Source organism: Phormidium sp. CCY1219, assembly GCF_035615515.1.
In the GTDB taxonomy this organism is placed as follows: Bacteria; Cyanobacteriota; Cyanobacteriia; order Cyanobacteriales; family Laspinemataceae; genus CCY1219.
Genome location: NZ_JAJENT010000405.1, coordinates 1 through 16,317, shown reverse-complemented (window position 1 = coordinate 16,317; position 16,317 = coordinate 1). Strand labels below are relative to the sequence as shown.

At 48.3% G+C, this 16,317-nt stretch carries 13 protein-coding genes; 12 read left to right on the top strand and 1 reads right to left on the bottom strand.

Annotated features, from left to right (window positions below; genetic code table 11):
* Positions 1 to 632 precede the first annotated feature (632 nt).
* The 9 genes from LKK83_RS08650 to LKK83_RS08610 all read left to right on the top strand — a co-directional run bounded on the left by LKK83_RS08650 (position 633) and on the right by LKK83_RS08610 (position 9,052).
* Positions 633 to 1,397, top strand: coding sequence for a hypothetical protein (locus LKK83_RS08650; RefSeq protein ID WP_324630671.1), 765 nt, complete (start codon positions 633 to 635; stop codon positions 1,395 to 1,397).
* Between the two features lie 90 nt (positions 1,398 to 1,487).
* The gene (locus LKK83_RS08645; protein WP_324630670.1) at positions 1,488 to 2,882 is read left to right on the top strand and encodes a DNA phosphorothioation system restriction enzyme; all 1,395 of its coding nucleotides are present in this window, start codon (positions 1,488 to 1,490) and stop codon (positions 2,880 to 2,882) included.
* A gap of 124 nt (positions 2,883 to 3,006) precedes the next feature.
* Positions 3,007 to 3,291 carry a hypothetical protein gene (locus tag LKK83_RS08640; protein WP_324630668.1) on the top strand — a complete coding sequence of 95 codons (285 nt, stop codon included), beginning with the start codon at positions 3,007 to 3,009 and terminating at the stop codon, positions 3,289 to 3,291.
* A complete protein-coding gene (locus tag LKK83_RS08635; protein ID WP_324630667.1) occupies positions 3,288 to 5,360 on the top strand; it encodes an AAA family ATPase in 2,073 nt (690 codons plus the stop codon). Before LKK83_RS08640 ends, LKK83_RS08635 begins: the two co-directional genes overlap by 4 nt.
* A 529-nt stretch (positions 5,361 to 5,889) precedes the next feature.
* Positions 5,890 to 6,615, top strand: a complete 726-nt coding sequence (locus tag LKK83_RS08630) for a hypothetical protein (RefSeq protein ID WP_324630666.1) — start codon at positions 5,890 to 5,892, stop codon at positions 6,613 to 6,615.
* A gap of 231 nt (positions 6,616 to 6,846) precedes the next feature.
* On the top strand, positions 6,847 to 7,194 hold the full coding sequence (locus tag LKK83_RS08625; protein WP_324630664.1) for a nucleoside triphosphate pyrophosphohydrolase: 348 nt from the start codon (positions 6,847 to 6,849) through the stop codon (positions 7,192 to 7,194).
* 18 nt (positions 7,195 to 7,212) lie between these two features.
* Complete coding sequence (locus LKK83_RS08620) at positions 7,213 to 7,371, top strand: hypothetical protein (protein ID WP_324630663.1); 159 nt, start codon at positions 7,213 to 7,215, stop codon at positions 7,369 to 7,371.
* A complete protein-coding gene (locus LKK83_RS08615; RefSeq protein ID WP_324630662.1) occupies positions 7,368 to 8,330 on the top strand; it encodes a hypothetical protein in 963 nt (320 codons plus the stop codon). The genes LKK83_RS08620 and LKK83_RS08615 overlap by 4 nt, the downstream gene beginning before the upstream one ends.
* Positions 8,331 to 8,575: 245 nt before the next feature.
* Complete coding sequence (locus LKK83_RS08610; protein ID WP_324630661.1) at positions 8,576 to 9,052, top strand: DNA phosphorothioation-associated protein 4; 477 nt, start codon at positions 8,576 to 8,578, stop codon at positions 9,050 to 9,052.
* A gap of 257 nt (positions 9,053 to 9,309) precedes the next feature.
* Here LKK83_RS08610 and LKK83_RS08605 read toward each other — a convergent pair whose 3' ends face one another.
* Positions 9,310 to 10,911 carry a DGQHR domain-containing protein gene (locus tag LKK83_RS08605; RefSeq protein WP_324630660.1) on the bottom strand — a complete coding sequence of 534 codons (1,602 nt, stop codon included), beginning with the start codon at positions 10,909 to 10,911 and terminating at the stop codon, positions 9,310 to 9,312.
* A gap of 509 nt (positions 10,912 to 11,420) precedes the next feature.
* On the opposite strand from LKK83_RS08605, the gene dndB reads away from it, so the two are divergent.
* The 3 genes from dndB (at position 11,421) to dndD (ending at position 16,179) form a co-directional block, all read left to right on the top strand.
* On the top strand, positions 11,421 to 12,359 hold the full coding sequence (gene dndB / locus LKK83_RS08600) for a DNA sulfur modification protein DndB (RefSeq protein ID WP_324630659.1): 939 nt from the start codon (positions 11,421 to 11,423) through the stop codon (positions 12,357 to 12,359).
* Positions 12,360 to 12,495: 136 nt separating this feature from the next.
* Positions 12,496 to 14,055: a DNA phosphorothioation system sulfurtransferase DndC gene (gene dndC / locus LKK83_RS08595; protein ID WP_324630658.1), complete on the top strand. Its 1,560-nt coding sequence runs from the start codon at positions 12,496 to 12,498 to the stop codon at positions 14,053 to 14,055.
* 141 nt (positions 14,056 to 14,196) lie between these two features.
* A complete protein-coding gene (dndD, locus tag LKK83_RS08590; protein ID WP_324630657.1) occupies positions 14,197 to 16,179 on the top strand; it encodes a DNA sulfur modification protein DndD in 1,983 nt (660 codons plus the stop codon).
* Positions 16,180 to 16,317 lie beyond the last annotated feature (138 nt).

Below are 16,317 nucleotides of genomic sequence, written 5' to 3'. Positions count from 1 at the left end.
GCCCTCGTAGGGCTTAGGCTGGTCAGCTACCTAAAGTCAGGGGCTAGAAGCCCCGTCTCTTTAGAGCGGGGTGCTGATACCATTTTATTGAAAGCTTTCCTTTATTTTATCGCGGGATTTCGGAACTCGACAGGGACGGAAAACACCCACTCCGTCACCGAGAACCCTATCCCCCTCAATCCTCGTAGATACCGCTTCGATTTTTACCATAAAACCTAGAAAATGTCAACCCTTTGGGAGGGATTGTCAGAATTTGTTACAGTTCTTTACGCGATGGGCAGGAGGCAACACCAGCCAGGGACTTTAGTCCCTGGCTGATAGCTAAAGTCCTCTAAAGAGGACTAGAGGGCTTGGAAGATATGTTCAGTAACTCCGGCAATTTGAACCTGACAAGTTAGCTCTTGCAAGGACTAGAGGGCTTTCAGGAGATTTTCAGCACTACCTGTAGGTGGGCAACTTGTTGCCCACCCTACCAATGAAGGTGCTGGATAAGTCCTGGTTAGCTCTTTCGAGGACTAGAGGGCTTGGAGGATATTTTCAGTGGGTTTTCAAGGGACAAATAGTCGGCGTCGGCGCAGGATTGCTCTGTATCGGCGGGATTTCAATCGCCTGCTTTGAGGAGCTTGAGCTTGATGAAAACCGGTGTAAACTATCAGCAATCACGAACCCCAGTGGGGGTGGGGGTGCCCTGGGGGCGGTTCGGATTGAAAAGCGGCAAAGTCAACAAGGTGGTGCAAATGACATGGATACTCTCGATTTTGCGAGCTACGTTTCTCCTGTTCGCGTTAGGAGCAACGGGCTATCTTTCCTGGGTGATTGTATTTTACGCTCTGATTCTGGCGGGGACAATTCACCCTGCTATCATTCTCCTCCTCATTCCCCTGCCGATTTTGATATTATTTTTTATCGTCGCCTATAGTTGGCAATTCCTGGAAATTCTGCGCGGGAAAGTGGGGGAAAAATCCGGGCGAGTGGGGAACAAGTGGAAACTGCAGCCAGTGTGCTATCGGGAAGGGATAAATGCCATCATTGTTGCTCTGGTAGGGTTGGCGATCGCGTGCGGATTGACTTTTCCTGTATGGGGCGCAATTCTCTCTCGATTCTCCCCACACATGAGTCTGGAACAAACCCGACAACTGGGGCGCGCTTTGGGTGAGCGATTCGCAGATATCATTGGCGGAGTGTGGTTTGCGGTGGCGGTATTGTTGTACCGCTACGAAGCATGGGCACAGCAGCGGCGGCGCAGGAGAAAAAGCCAGAAATCCTCACAGCAGGGGAAAACGGGCAAGCGCAAGGTCTCCCCTACAGAGGCGATCGATGTAGAATTCAATCGCCTGCGAGGTCAGAATGGATTGACGCGGGTGAAGTATCCGCACTCGAAAGACAAAACCGAATAGGCAAAACCGAGGGGCGCGCCTTCTGGTGGTTTTCCCCTTCCCCATCCCCAATCGGGGTAAAATAAGGGTTGTTTTCCCAACGCCGAAGTTATGGAAATCCGTGCATCTGCGCCAATCAAAGTATCTGGTGGGGGAGTGCCCGTTTTCCCCACGCAGTTGGTTTTGCGACCCTATCAAAAAGAAGCGGTAGCCAGTTGGTTTGCCCATCAGGGGCGCGGGACCCTAAAAATGGCCACCGGGAGTGGCAAAACCATCACCGCACTGGCGATCGCCACCGAATTATACCGCAAAATCGAGCTACAGGTCTTGTTAGTCATCTGCCCGTATCGCCATCTGGTCAGTCAGTGGGGGCGAGAATGCGAGAGATTTGGCTTGCGCCCGCTGTTAGCCTTCGAGAACTTACACAACTGGCAGAGCGAACTCTCTACTCAGCTTTACAACGTGCGCCGCTTCCCCCACCGTTTTCTCACAATTATTGCCACCAATGCCACCTTTATCGGTGAGGGATTCCAATCGCAACTGCGCTACTTTCCGGAAAAAACCTTAATTATCGGAGACGAAGTGCATCACCTCGGTGCGCCGCGTTTGGAAGAAGGTTTACCGCGAAACATTGGCTTGCGCCTAGGCTTATCCGCCACCCCCGAGCGCTATTTTGACGAAACCGGCACTCACTGCCTTATCGACTATTTTGGGGAAATTATTCCTCCGGAACTCACCCTGGGGGATGCGATTCGCGCCGGGGCGCTGGTATCCTATCTTTACTATCCGATGTTAGTCAACTTAACCGAAATCGAAAGCTTTACCTATGCCAAGCTCACGAAACGAATTGGCTGGGCTTTGATGGATGGAGAAAACGAAGAAGAAAACGATAATTTGAAAGCATTATTGATGCAAAGGGCGAGATTAATTGGCGCAGCGCAGAATAAATTATCCGCCTTGCGCCAGGTGATGGAAAATCGGCGACATACCAGCCATACGTTGTTTTATTGTGGGGATGGAACCGGGGAGCGATCGCGATCGCAAGACCACCAAATCGAAGCAGTTTCGCGGATTCTCGGAACCGAATTGGGCTATCGGGTGAACACCTACACCGCCACCACTCCCCTCGCCACCCGAGAACGATTGCGGCGACAATTTGAAAGCGGAGAATTGCAAGGATTAGTTGCGATTCGCTGTTTGGATGAAGGAGTAGATATCCCCGCCATCCAAACCGCCGTAATTTTAGCCAGTACCCGCAACCCGCGCCAATTCATCCAGCGTCGGGGACGAATTTTGCGCCCGCATCCGAACAAACAACGCGCCACCTTATTCGATGCGATCGTGGTTCCGCCGCACTTTTCTGGGGACACCTTAGAAATCGAACGCAACCTGCTGCGAAAAGAACTACAGCGCTTTGTGGAATTTGCCGACTTAGCCGATAATGCCGGGGAAGCGCGGGTGCAACTCTTAGACATTCAGCGGCGATACGGATTGTTAGCACTGTGATAGTTCCGCCAACCCGGGAGAACCGTATAAAGGGGCAATTCTCTCCCGGGGGTATCGCCAAGAACCCCACAACCCGCTAAAATTTTAGCAAACGCCTGCCTAGTCGATAGCGGAGGACTAAACAATGTACAGCACCAGCGTACCCGAACCCAACTTGCCCCTGAGATTGGAATATGATGGCGGTTCGATTTCGGCAAAAACGAGCATCCTCGCCGAGAACGATTCTTCCTCCTATAATACCGATTCCGTGGATCTCAGGGACGTGCAAGAACCGATAACCAGTGCGCCAACCGAAGTGCGCCAAATTATCGAGCGCGTCTTGCAGGCGGAGAAAGATAAACTTTATATGAAAATTCCGCGTAATATCAACGATGATATCCTCAATATCGTTAAGGAAGCCATCCAATGAAGTTAATCTCAATTCAACTGTTTAATTTTCGCCAATTTTATGGCAAAACCCCCAAGCTGTTGTTAGCGCAAGGCGATCGCAATACTACGATTATTCACGGGAACAACGGCGCGGGGAAAACCACTCTGATGAATGCCTTTACCTGGGTGCTTTACGAGAAATTCTCCGCCGCCTTTGCAGCGGAAGACCAACTGGTGAGTAAACGCGCTATCAGCGAAGCAAAACCGAATACTCCCGTCGCTTGTTGGGGGGAGGTGATATTCGAACACGATCGCAAGCGCTATCAAGCGAAACGAATCATCCGCGCCTACAATTCTGATGAGGGAATCTCCTATGGCGACAGTGAATTGTATATGATGATTGCCGCAGATGACGGGCGCTGGACCCCACCCCCACCGCCGCAACACCCCACTGAAATTGTCGGGCGAATTTTACCGGAGAGTTTGCATCAGTATTTCTTTTTTGATGGAGAGCGCATCGAGCATATTGTGCGCTATGAAAAGAAAGCAGAAATTGCCGAAGCGACGAAAAAATTGCTCGGATTGGAAGTGTTAAATCGCTCGATTCGCCATTTGGGAGAAGCGCGCAAATCCCTAGAAACCGATTTGAGGGCAATTGGCAATCCGGAAACGCAAAAGCTGCTGAAAGAAAAAAGCAAGCGGGAACAAGAACGCCAGGGGTTGATAAAGCGCCAAGAGGAAATTGCCAAAGAGATAGAAGCGCAAGGGCAACGGAAAAAAGCGATTAGCGATCGCTTGCTCGAACTCGGCGGCGCTGCAGAATTGCAAAACCGTCGCGCCCAACTCGAAACCCAACGCCAGTCCCAGCGCGAACAGTTAAAACAAGCCAAAGATGAGTTGAAACGCGCCATCTCTACCCGAGGTTATACGGTTCTGCTTTCCAATATTACCACAGAATTTCGCCAAGTTGTGGAGAATTTGCGCCAGCGGGGGGAATTACCCAGCGGAATTACTCGCCAATTTGTCGCCCAACTGCTCGATCGCCAGCAGTGTATTTGCGGTACAACCCTCACTGACGGGTCTCACGCCCACCAACAGGTGCGATCGTGGATAGATAAAGCCGGTATCGCCGATATCCAAGAAAGCGCCATCCGCATGAGCGCTCAAGTGGATGAAATCGTTAAACAAATCCCCGACTTTTGGCAAGAAATCGACCGCCTGCAAGTCAAAATCGAGGAAATTCGCACCGAAATCTCGGCAGTGGAAACCCAGTTAGACGAAATCAAAAGTAAACTGCGGAATTCTCCTAATGAGAATATTCAGGAATTGCAAAATCGCTTAGATGACATCGAGCGCCAAATTAGCGAACTCCACCGAGAATCTGGCTCCAATCAAACCCAAATTGACAGTCTCAAGACCAAAATAAACCGATTGGGCAAACAAGTGGACAAGCAACAAATGAACGAGTATCGACAAAATTTAGTCCAAAGACGCATCGCCGCTACTCAAGAGGCGATCGACCGTCTCAGCGAAGTTAAATCTCGCCTGGAAACCCAGTTTCGCTCCAAACTCGAGCAGCGCGTCCAGGAAATTTTCTCCGAGATTTCTTTCACTCCCTATTTCCCCAAACTCAATGACAAATACGAGTTAATACTAGTGGAAAATACCAGCGGTCTCGAAACCCCCGTCGCCGCCTCCACCGGCGAAAACCAAATCCTCAGTTTATCCTTTATTGGCGGAATTATCGACGGGGTACGCCAGTGGAGTAAAAAAAATACCCTCATGGGACCCGATAGCAGCACCTTTCCGATTGTAATGGATTCTCCCTTTGGCAGTTTGGACGAAATTTATCGCCGCCAAATTGCTAAAATTATTCCCGGTTTAGCCAATCAGTTGATTGTCTTAGTCACGAAAACCCAATGGCGCGGCGAAGTCGCCCAAGAAATGAATCACTGCATCGGTAAGGAATACGTGCTGGTTTATAATTCTCCCAAACCCGATTGCGAAGAGGATTGGATTGAATTAAAAGGCGCGCGCTATCCCTTAGTCCGGCGCAGTCCAAATGAGTTTGAATACACGGTAATTATGGAGGTAGAATATGCGTTTTAATCTCCCATCTCTCCCCACCCCCACCCCCGTGTATCTCTCCCTTCCTTAGCCTCCGTGGGGTGGGCACCGCCCACCCCCAACGCTATCATTCATAACAAAATTACCTGAATTAATTCGTTAACTCGTTCCCAGGCTACTGCCTAGAAATGCCCCATCAAACGCTCCGCCTCTACCCTAGGATATGTGCCAAATAATTCCTACTTTTGGTTGATAAAATTAAATGAATTAATTTCGTTTAATTTTATTCAATTTTATGAGATAATAAAATCATCAATCATAACCGTTCGATGACTCGATTTATTTATGACCAATTTTCCAAAGATTACCTAGAGGAACTGTTAGGGCGCTACGGGGAAGTCAAAGCACCCGAGTCGCAGGAGAAGTCAGAGAAATAGATGTTTGGTTCGACCCCGCCCCGGAGTCTCTCCCGAATTTAACCCAGTTAGGTATCTTAGGAAATTTTGCCCAATCTCGCTCGATTTTTGAGCCGTTTCGCAATCCCGCTACCCCGGACGAAACCTGTAACTGTTTGTTAAAATTGCTAGCCGTTCGCGGCGCATACAAGCGGGAAGCAAACTGCAACAAACGCCCCCTAGCAGAGGAAGAGTTACCGAAACTATGGATTCTGACACCCACTGCATCCCAGGGGCTATTGTCGGGATTTCGAGCTATACTAGAGGACAATGGAGTGCCGGGAGTTTATCCGATGGGCGACTATCTGCGAACGGCGATCGTTGCCATTCATCAATTACCCCGAACTCCAGATACCCTCTGGTTGCGAATACTCGGACGAGGAAGGGTACAACAACAAGCGATTGACGAACTGGAAGCACTTCCAGAAGAAAATCCCTTTCGGTCAATGGCTTTGAAAATGCTTTACAACTTGCAAAGAAATTTACAAGTCACTCAAAATACGGATGAGGAAGACCGGGAGTTAATTATGAGATTAGCACCACTTTACGAACGCGATCGCCTGCAAGCTATCCGCGAAGGAGAACAGCGCGGACTTCGCGAAGGAGAACGCCGAGGACTTCTGGAAGGAGAACAGCGCGGAATTCGCGAAGGAGAACAGCGCGCACAGCGTCAGTTTGTGGAAAATTTGCTGCGCGGTCGCTTTGGAGAATTAGATGCAGAACTGGCCACCATTGTAGACCCCTTATTGGCATTACCCACCGATGAATTGACCAGCGTGATGTTGCAATTGTCTACTCTATCTCGGGAGGAATTAATCGCTCGATTTGCCTCGGATAACTAAATAGTTTTTTAGGGTGGGCGATGCTCACCCTAAAATTGATATTTATCGAGAAAAACTGATTGGCTATTGAAAATCATAAGGGGTGGAAAATGCAAAACATAAATTTTTAAAAAAACAATATTAATCAAAGGGATTATATGGTAAAATCAAAAGAAGTGTCTACCGGATGCCAGAAGTGGGAGTAAGGGGTGGAAAATTAGACCGATCGCGGTTATTCTGGGAAAAGACAACATGAACCTTAACTGGAGGATAACTGTGGGGAAACGCTATCAAAAATTGGTGCGCGATCGCATTCCCGAGATAATTCGGCAACATAACAAAACCTGCGAAACCGTCACCCTATCAGAAGCCGAATATCGGCAAGCATTACGCCAGAAACTCATCGAAGAAGCCACGGAAGCCGCCGAAGCTACTGAAGCGGAACTGGTGACAGAATTGGCCGATGTGTATGAAGTAATCGACGCCTTAATGCAAGCCTATCAGATTTCGCCCCAAGCGGCGATCGCCGAACAAAAACGTCGCCGGGAAGAACGAGGCGGATTCGATCGGCGAATTCAACTCTTAAACGTCCAAGAGTGACAGACCCAGGGACAACCGATGAACTCTCCCTCAACAACCAGCAGCCCCACCCTGCCAGAAAGCTGTTGCAATGGGCACAACTGGGGGCAAAAAACCTTCTTCAACAGCAGACCGTTGCCGATTAACAACCGTCAGTTCAGGCAACCGTTGTCCCAAACCCATGATATCGGCAAATGATAACAATTCGAGCCATAGCCTCAGTTTTAGCATTGCTGGCCTTTTCCAGCAACACCAGCGTCAACTTGCCCCCTGGTATCGGTACCCGAGTAGCTGAATTTGGCGATACCTTCGAGGAACCCGGATGGGAGTACAACTTCAACAGTCCCAAACTCCACAATCAATTCCACAATCCCGGTTCTGGGTGGGTGGAAAATATCCAAGCAGCGAACAACCCGCGCGGGAGTTCCGCAAATGGCAGGTGGCAAGAAGGACCCACCCGGGGGCATCCCGACGTGGTGGAACAGGTGAGAACCCCCTCGGGCGGTTTACCCGGAAGTCGATATGCACTGCGACTGCAGACGAAGGATTCCGGGACCCCAAACCTCACCGAAGGAACCCTACAGCAAGATGATTTGCTCAACATCGTACCCGGAAAACGAATCCGAAATTTGCCCCTCGGTGAGGGAATGAGTGTGGTGACGCGCATCTATGTACCCCCGATCGCCCAGTGGGAAAACCGCCAAGGGTATCACATCGGATTTCGCGTCGGGGCCACAGGACGTAACACAGAAGGCAAATCGATTAATTATTGGCCTGGAATCTGGATGGTATTGGAAAAAGACAGTAATGGCAACCCGCAATATCGGTTTGCTGTGCGCGCCAATAATGAAGGTCAGGATGCGTTAGCCACAGATAAACTTTATACGCGCGGCGGGTGGTGGACTCTGGGGATGGCGTTCCAGCGCGATGGATCCATTGCCTATTATGCCAGTCCGGGAGTGGACGACTTGACCCCTCGCGACTTGCTCACCTATCGCGCCGGGTCCCAAAGTGCCGCCGCCATCTACAAACCCTATGAATTGGAATTCCAGGACTTGGATTATTTATTCTTCTCCCTGGGAAATACCGATGGCGAGTGGTCCACGGAATTTATTGTGGATGATGTGGCGGTGTATTCCGTGTCTTCTGAAGAATAGTGAGGTGGGGAATCTCTGGCGATCGCTCAGAATCGGTTGCAAATGCCTCCTTTTGTGGTAAATATAGAATAATATGATGTCCGGACGAAGGCCAACAAAAAGCGGGCGATTGAAATCGCGCCGAACCAAGCCACGTCCGCCTACGTGGACTAATTCTTCTTTATTGCTAGTCCTCCGGATGCCATATAATGGGGGCATTGCTTCCGGAAATTTATGACACTGTTTGCCAATTTGATATCGATCCAATGGGTGCTTGTAGAGTTAAAATTGCTAAAGATAAGGCAGAGTTAGTTAAATCTTTAACTAACATGGACAAACATACCGGTCCTTTTCCCACTTATGCCGATGTTATGGTGTTTGCTGCTGCATTGGGTGCTAACCGGAAAAAGCGCGTTCCCCTGGGACAAACTTCAAAACGAGACCCAGCTCCAATTTCGATGGATATATTCGTGTCGCGGGGATACGATTTGTTTTTTAAGTTATTGGCGATCGCCGAAAATAAGCAGGCCAAAATTCTCTCTCCCAATGATGCCACCATTGAAGAAGAACGCGCCCAGATTTTTGAAGAATATGCCAATGGAGGACTGGAGGCTTTGCGCGAAGAATTGCGCGGGTCGGTAGACTATACCGAGCGAATTTTATTGATGCTCAGTCTGGAACGAGAACAGCAAAAAACCCTGGATGGCGAAGAATTCGATTTACGGAAATTTCTCAACTTTTGAACTAGCGTTAAGGGCGTTTTTATTGAGGTTATATGTCCGGTGGTTCCGCTGCAAAAAATCAATCGGTAGAGACGCGATTAATCGCGTCTCTACAAGTCGCAGATTGGCCAACTTAGGGAGATTGCGGACTAATTCTTTTGACAGCTATTCCTGCGGACTGCATAGGATTGGTAAACGGCAATATTTCACGGCGAACCCGCGCCTACAGGACGATAAACCTGGTGAAAATTTATCTGATTTTTCCAGATTGCCTAGGGTTACAGAATCGGCGGTAATCCCACCTGCTTCGGGGAGACGAATTTACCATCAAAACCCACCGCTTTTTCCTCGATAGTTCTCGCATCTGCCAACGCCTTGCGAAGTTCCGCCCGTTCCAAATCATCCTTTATCCCCCCTAAGAGATAAACGAGCAACTTCGCCGCCAAATCTCGTCCCGAAACCAGAACCCGCTTGCGATTTGGATCGTAAAGTACCCCATACCAAAGTGACTGGGGATATTCCATGCCGCTAAATCCACCGTCTACATCAAATCGCTGCAATTTCTTAAATATCTTTTTCAGGGAAAAGCCTTTCTCAAACACTAAAATTCCCATCGCCTGAGCAAAGGCAATTTGTCCCACGGGACGAAATAATAGATTGCCCTCGCCGCCATTTTTTTCGTGACTGAAGCGACGCATTTCTGGGGTTTCTGCCTCAGATTCGAGTTTCTGGTAGCTGAGTAAGCTGGCTAAATAATCGAACAATTCGCGAACGGCTTCTAAGCCTTCTTCGAGTTCCTCATCTTCCGGACGCAGGGGAATTAAACCTTTTTTGTTTTTCCTCGGTTTCCAGTGGGGAAATTTGTGGATTAAGTAGCGATCGCACATGTCTGCAAGCGCCTGTAGGGTAGTTAAAACCGTTGACTTCGCCGCCACTGTAGCACTATCCCAATTCACCCGAGGCTTGCGGTTCTTTTTGTCTCGGAATAAGGGATGATTGACCGCTACTTGGCGCGCAATAATCGAGAATCCATTATCCTCATTTAGTAAGGCGAGTTGTCCTTTACTGAGGTTAGCCGCCATTAAGTTCACGTGAACGAAAATCGAACGGATTCTGCGCCGCGCTTCTTCCCGGGTTTCTCCTTCTAATACGGCGGGAATGAATTCGATGCCGATTTTTTCATAGGCTAAATTTTGCAATTCGGCGGCGTTGATTTGATATTCTGCGTTGAGGTCGTCGAGGGTAATGGGCGCGCCTACGGGTTTTTTGGTTTTGTTGTAGCGCTGTAGTCGTCCGGTTTTGATTAAGTTCATCAACCCCTGCACTCCCATGAGTCGATGCTGACCGTCGAGGGCGTAAATGGAGACTTTTTCGGAAACTTCTAACACTCCGATGCTGTTGTCTTTATCTAAGGCGATGAAGTCAGATGCTCCTTGGCGTGCCCGCCCGTTTTCATCCCACTCGGAAGCGTTGGGATCGTCTACCCAGGCGGGACTTTGCACCACGAGTACGGCGGGAAATTTATGGGTGGGTCGCGCTACGAGATACAGGGTTAGGGATGCCTGTCGGGACCAATCTAAGGGACGCTGCAAAATCTCGTCAATGGTTTCGCGATCGCGCACCACGTTATCGGTTTTCGAGTCAAACTTGTTGCAAAATAGGGGCAGTTGCGAGGCGAAGCGCACCCGACTATCCAGCCACTCTAAACTGACCGACCCCATATATGCTTCGGTATTCCCCATTTGGGTTTTTTGCACCAACAGGCGATCGCTCCTCGCCAAATGCCGATCGAGCAACAAGGCGAGTGCTTCGCGATCGCGGTTTTCCCGTTCGAGGATTTTATTGGCAATGTCGCTATTTGCTTTCGGTTCGCGCTTCATAAATTGGGAGTTGAAAGAGAGATTTACATCTATTTTGCACTATTTTCCCCCCATTCGAAGTTCCCGAGGAGAATTTAGAATTAAAAATTTAGAATTGATAATTAGCAATTAATGCAATTTAAACAATGCTTTAAATATTTCAAATTAACAATACTTGGTTGGCAATTCATTAACTAAATCAATTTTCTAAAAATTTCAGTTTGATTAACTAAATGTAGGGTGGGTTCAGTATTTTTACACTCTATATTTAGTAGTTATCTCCTCAAACTGCAGAATTGTCGCAAAAAAAACTCAAAAAGTTGGTTGGTTTTTAAAAATTTTTATGGCATACTGAATGAAACCGATTGCCTGGGGTTTGATTACCACATAAAGCGAGTTTTGTCAAGACCCCATTCAAGAGAAGACTGCCAGAAGGGTGATATCCCTGCAGTTCGACAATTGAAATCCGGTTCGGTGCCCCTATCCAACCGAAAACCAGCACATTTAGAATTAAGCCAATCAGGGTGATTATGGTGAGTCCCGCGTTTGAATATGTATTGCCCGTCATCCGGGGAATTCAGGCAGGTCGAGAATACTACGTTTCCATGTGCCCCCTGCAATTGCTGCCGAAACTGCTGCCCTTGGATGAAGAAGAACATCTGCCAGAAACCGTCTCCAGACGGGCGCTCAACCCCAGCCGCGCGGCTCAGATTGCCCGGTATATTTTGAATAATCCCGCGAGTTACACCCTGTCGGCGATCGCCGTATCCATCGATGCGGATATCACCTTTGAACCGATGGGGTCTGAAGCGGACAAGCGAAAAATGGGGCGCTTGCACGTGCCGATTGATGCCCGATTTATCATCAATGACGGAGAACACCGACGCGCCGCCTTAAAATTGGCGAGCGAGCAAAATCCCGAACTGGGATACGAGACGATCGCCGTAATTTTCTTTCTCGATATTGGAGTGCAGCACTTGCAGCAAATGTTTCGGGACTTAAATCAATATGCTCTGCGCCCGGATCCCTGCCTAAATCTGCTTTACAACCATCGCGACGAGAGTGCAATATTGGTGAAAGCGGTGTGCGATCGGGTAGAGGTTTTCCGCGCCCTGACCGAAACCGAACGCAGCACCCTACCCACCACTTCTGGTAAACTATTTACGCTGAACAATCTCTATCATGCCACTGCGATTCTCTTAGAAAACCATCGAGATGAAGCCCTCGAGGGACAGATTCAACGGGCAGTGGACTTCTCGACCGCACTCAGCGCCCATATTCCAGATTGGCAACGGGTGCGAGAGCGACAAATGAGCGCCAGAGAAATGCGGCGAGATTACGTCCACACTCACCCGATCGCCTTGCGGGCAATTAGCCCATGTGGGTGCCCTATTGCTGGCGATCGACCCGGAAAACTGGGCCAGTCGTCTCCAGGGTTTGCGAAAAATCCAGTGGTCGCGTTCCAATAGAGAAGTTGCAGGGTCGAATTTCTCAATCTGCAACTTGCATTAGCCGCTTAACGGCTTATCTGAAAAAGCATTTGAATTTGCCCCTAACCCCGGAAGAGGTAGAATTAGAAAATCCCTTAGTTTGAAGGAGATAAAAATGAGTAGTGAAAACCAAATACAGAATAAGCAAGGCCAGCGTAGCGTTGCCGAATTAGTTGAAGCCATTCAACTGTTAACTGAAGAAATTCAAGAGCTATATTGTCAAGACAATGTACCGTTTGTTGTGGGCTGGAGTGGAGGAAAGGACAGTACAACAGTCTTGCAGCTTATCTGGCATGCAATTGCTGCCTTGCCCCCGGAAAAACGAAACAAGACAATTCATGTGATTACGAATGACACGCTGGTAGAAAATCCCATTGTTTCTGCTTGGGTACGGAAATCTTTAGAGCGAATGAAAACTGCTGCTGAAGAGCAAGAAATGCCTATAGAAACCCATTTAACTTATCCACCAGTCAAGGATACATTCTGGGTTTGCTTAATTGGTAAAGGCTATCCAGCACCAAGAAAACGTTTTCGTTGGTGTACGGAACGTATGAAAATTAAACCCGCTGACTATTTTATCCGCGATATGATAAGAACCAGCGGTGAAGCGATTCTTATTTTAGGAACTCGTAAGGCTGAAAGTGCCATGAGAGCAGCCAACATGGCAAAACATAGAGAGTGGCGCGTGCGCGATCGCCTCAACAGTAATCCTAGCCGTCCGAATTCTTTAATTTACCTTCCTATCGAAGATTGGCGCACTGATGAAGTTTGGATTTACTTAAATCAGTTTCCCAATCCTTGGGGACAGAACAATAAAGAGTTATTCAGCATGTATCGGGGTGCAACAGCAGACAACGAATGTCCTCTGGTAATTGATACCTCTACCCCTAGCTGTGGTGATTCTCGCTTTGGGTGCTGGGTTTGCACTATGGTGAATAAAGATAAATCGATGGAGGCGATGATCCATAACGATGAGGAGAAAGAATGGATGCAGCCTCTGCTCGATATTCGGAATGAATTGGATGATGAGAACGATCGCGATAAGCGAGACTTTCGCCGTATTTATGGAAAAGTCGAACTATTAGAACGCGATAATGATGGAGAAAAAATAATCTACCCAATTCCAGGACCCTACACCAAGGAATGGCGAGAGTATTGGCTTACAAGAGTCTTAGAAGCTGAAGCAATCGTTCGTCGTACAGCCCCAGAAGACATGCGCGATATTACATTGATTTCTCAAGATGAGTTGAGTGAAATTCGGCGCATTTGGTTAGAAGAAAAACACGAATTTGATGATAGCTTGCCAAGGATTTACGAAGAGGTTACAGGCGAACCCTTTCAGGATTCTCGTCCTGGTGCAGATACGCGATCGCTAGGAAGTGATGAGTGGGCAGTGTTGAAAGAAATCTGTGGCGAAGATGCCATGCAGCTAGAATTGATGGCCAAATTAATGGGCACAGAATATCAGTTTCGCAACAAATCGCGGCGGATAGGAATTTATGAAGCCCTAGAGAAATGCTTTAATACCAGTTCTCGAACTAAAAAAGAAGCGATTGACCAAGCGGAGCAAAAATGGAATATCAAAGAAGCAATCCATGAGGGAGATGTGAACAAAGTCAAACAACTGACTTGGGCGGGGATGAAATTCAAAAAACAGCAAACAGAGGAAGAGTAACACCGATTGCCAAGCAGGCAAACTGAGCAATAATACTTAACAGAAAGGGGCAGGGCAACGGCACCCGAACTTGTGGCAACAAATGTAACTATGCCGTGTCCTTCTACTACGGGTAATTACCCAACCACCAGAGGAAGAACCGTGATTTTTACCGAACTCGTACTGCAAAACTTTGGTCCCTATCTGGGGCGACAAGTCATCGATCTGCGTCCGCAATTCAAAGACCAATTGCGCCCCATCATCCTCTTTGGCGGAATGAATGGCGGCGGAAAAACCACCCTGATGGATGCCATTCGTCTTGCGCTTTATGGTCAGCGCGCCCAATGTTCCACCCGAGGAAATTTGAGCTATAATGACTTTTTGGTTCAGTGCGTCAACCGCAACAAGCCGCCGATGGAAAATACGCGCATTGAGTTAGTCTTTGAACATGTAGAAGATGACCAAATTCTCGAGTTGAGGGTAGTGCGTTATTGGGATAAAAATCCTAAAGATGGGAAAGATACATTGGGAGTTTTGGAAGGGGATTGGCCGCGCACAGATTTGCGGGATACTTGGGACGAATACATTGAAAACATGCTGCCATTAGGGATTTCTAATCTGTTTCTTTTTGATGGGGAGCAGGTAAAGGAATTGGCAGAACAGGAAACGCCGCCGCCTGTGGTTGTCGAGGCGATTCAATCTCTTTTAGGGTTAGAATTGGCGGAACGGTTGTCGATAGATTTGGATATTTTAGTCAGCCGCAAGCGCAAGAAACTGGCGAATGAAAGCGAACGCCAAAGTTTGGAAGAAATCGAAGAACGACTCTCGAGATATCAGGAGGAATATGAGGCGGCGAAGCAGGACTTAGGGGCGCTGCAAGGGAAGGTCAAATATGCGGAAAAAAACCAGCGGAAAGCGTGGGATAAGTTTGTGTCGGAAGGGGGGAAAATTGCCTCGGAACGGACACAGCTAGAAAAGCAAAAGCGCAACTTGCAAGAACAACTGGATAGTTTGCGGGAGGAGTTGGGAGAATTAGCGGCGGGGGTGTTACCGTTGGTGATGATTCAACCCTTGCTGGCGGAGGCGCTGTTGCAAGGGGAAAAAGAAGCGAAACACCAACAAGCGAAAATCTCGCGGGATGTGGTGAAGGAACGCAGCGATCGCCTGCTTGCTTATCTGGCAGAAATCAATCTAACCTCGGAACAAATCGATAAAATTCAGTTTTTTCTAGAACAGGAAGATAAAGACCTCAGCAGTCATTTGGCGGCGGAGGAGGACCTGTGGTTATCGGCGGATGAGGATACCCTGAGTATTATCGCCAATCTGCTGCGCCACCACCTAGGCGATCGCGTCAAATACACCCTCACAAAACTGCAAAAACGCAAAACTATCGAACAGGAGATTACCTTTACCGAAAGACAACTCGCCGCAGCGGCGTCACCAGAAATCTACCAACAATTGGAACAAGCAGTTCGCGACACGGAAGCGGCGCTGGTGGATGCGAAAACCAACTATGAAACTGGCAGAAGACGCCATGATGAATTAGAACGCAACATCAAAGGGGTGAAAAAAGAACTCGCCGAATACAGCGCAGTGAATATCGATCGCCAAAATGACGAACACATCATCCAATCTGCCAATAAAGTGCAAGAAACCCTGAAAGTGTTTCGGGAACGCTTAACCCTGAGAAAGCTGAACAAACTGGAAAGCGAAGTAACGGAATGCTTCCTCTACTTGCTGCATAAATCGGATTTAGTGAATCGGGTGGTCATTGATACTCATAGCTTCAGCCTTTCTCTGTTCGATATGGAAGGGAAACCGGTACCCAAACATCGGCTTTCTGCTGGGGAAAAGCAACTGTTGGCGATCGCATTTCTCTGGGGGTTGGCGCGGGTCTCGGGACGCCAGTTACCCGTGGCGATCGATACCCCATTGGGGCGGTTAGATTCCTCTCACAGACATAATTTAGTCGAGCGATATTTCCCTTCAGCATCCCATCAGGTGATTCTGCTTTCCACGGATACGGAAATCGGAAAAGTAGAGGTAGAAAATTTGCGCGAACATGAAGCGCTTTCCCACGAATATCTGCTAAAATATCAAACAAACGCGCACAAAACCGTAGTAGAAAACGGCTACTTTTGGTAGATATTTTCTACTCGTTACTAACTACTGGTTCGTGACTATTCGTTCCCAGGCTGAGCCTAGGAACGAGTTTAAAAAATTGCCTCTAGCAATTAAAATAGTAGGAGGCAGAGCCTCGGGAGGTTCGTTCCCAGGCTGAGC